The sequence below is a fragment of the Roseomonas sp. BN140053 genome (genome assembly GCF_047690175.1).
Classification (GTDB): Bacteria; Pseudomonadota; Alphaproteobacteria; order Acetobacterales; family Acetobacteraceae; genus Roseomonas.
In genome coordinates this window covers 1-1,648 of the sequence record NZ_JBLLEB010000088.1, presented here as the reverse complement: position 1 = coordinate 1,648, position 1,648 = coordinate 1, and the positions used below count along the sequence as shown (strand labels likewise).

2 protein-coding genes are annotated in these 1,648 nt (G+C 62.8%); both read right to left on the bottom strand.

Translation table 11 applies throughout. The features are described from left to right. Window positions 1–119: 119 nt before the first annotated feature. Window positions 120–506, bottom strand: a complete 387-nt coding sequence (locus tag ACLIBK_RS25490) for an ABC-three component system middle component 2 (protein WP_415390107.1) — start codon at window positions 504–506, stop codon at window positions 120–122. 1 nt (window position 507) lies between these two features. Beyond that, window positions 508–1,506, bottom strand: a complete 999-nt coding sequence (locus tag ACLIBK_RS25485; protein ID WP_415390106.1) for an ABC-three component system protein — start codon at window positions 1,504–1,506, stop codon at window positions 508–510. Between the last annotated feature and the right edge of the window lie 142 nt (window positions 1,507–1,648).

Genomic DNA, 1,648 nt, shown 5'->3' with positions numbered 1-1,648 from the left:
CTCAAGGACTTCGCCCGCCTCGCCCTGCGGCGCGACAAAACACGCTCCAGCTGGTTGGGCTTCGCCCATCTCGCCGCCACCCTCCTCAACCAGCGCTCCTCTCACTTCAGTCACACACCCTAGTCTGCGCGCTCCTTCAGCGCTTCAGAATAGGGCGTCATCAGCAGGTCGACGAACGATCCAGCTTCGTCCCCCGCTTGGTGACGGAAGCCTTCGGGCGTCGCCGCGCGCGTGATAAGGCCGCGCGTCTCCGTCAGGGCCAGCCCCGAAGCGACAAGGCCGCGCCGCACGAGGATCTCCGCCGCACGCGAACGGTCCTCGGGGTGCATGCTCTCCGGCCCATCGAAATCCCCGCTATGGACGATCAGGTGATCGAACACGACGAGCTTATGCAGGCTCAGCCATTCCGGATAGCAGGCGGTCAGGATGACGACCGACCGCAGACCGGTTTCGAACGGCGTGTTGAAGATGCGGGGCCGCCGCCGGGGCGGATCGGTATGCCCCATGTCAGACCTTCCACGTAAGCCGGTCGAGGTTCGCCAGCTGATGGCAAACGCCCTGCTTCATCCGGACCTTCGCACGTGGGGAGAGCACGCTTGCCGGCGTCGTCGTTCCCGCGGTCACGAGGGCTGTGGACAATCGGCCATGAGCGGACTTCGCCATGGCAATGGCGGGATCGATCGCATCCATGATTTCATCGGCGAAGCTCTCGATGGTCCCAGGTTCGGTCTGATCGCGGTAGGTCGCCATGAACGCCTCCGCATCGTAGAAACGCACGCGCTGCTTTTGCAGATCATCCAGCCATTCGACGTGAGCCGTCAGGTCTCCCGCGCAGCCGATCGGCATGCCGGTCTCCTCGGCATACACATCGAACAGCTTGGTGACATAAACGGTCTCGTCCGGCGTGATTTCAACCGGCGCCTGTCCCGGGTTCGGCGGCGGTAGCTCGCCGTTGAACCGGGAGGCCCAGTACGCCGTTTTCCGGTGGTCGTCGAGCACTTCCTCCAGCGTCGCGAACGTGAACGATGTGAAGTCGTAGTTGGTCACGTAAGCCGCTAGGTCGCCGATCAGGGTGTGCTGCTCGTTATCAACCACATTCGGCGCGACACGGATGTTCCAGGTCTTGATGACCTCGTCCTGAAAGAGACTCGGATTGAGCAGCATCTTCCGAAGCGCGGTGCTGGGCCCGCGCGGGGCGACGAACGAGCACATCCGGGGCGGCGTGAATTCGCCGCGAAAAGCATGGAAGATGATTTTACCGGCATCTTCGCACGCGGCCGGAACGCCCAGCGTGGTTTCGTAATGCTTGCACTGGAAGTTGTCCCACACGCCCTGGCAGGCCTGCGGGCTGTATAAACCGATCACATCGCGCCCGAGATCGCCGGGGCCGCCCAGCCGTTTGACCGCGTCATAGCCCTTCAGCCCCTTCTGCCACTCCCGAATAAAAATTTCCCACTCGGTCGAATCGTATGCGCGGACCAGCTTGATGATTGGCGCCAGCAGCACGTCGGTCGTTCCCGCCCCTTGGAGTGCGCCCCTGTGAGTGGACAGGATCAGGCCGCTGTTTTGACCGTCTGCTGGGCGTGTTGATCTTCGAACTGCACGGGGCTGAGATAGCCCAGAGCCGAATGCAGCCGTCGTGAGTTGT

Bases quoted from the DNA above. Each gene is read 5' to 3' on its own strand.
- ACLIBK_RS25490 (WP_415390107.1), bottom strand. From the start codon at position 506: ATGGGGCATACCGATCCGCCCCGGCGGCGGCCCCGCATCTTCAACACG.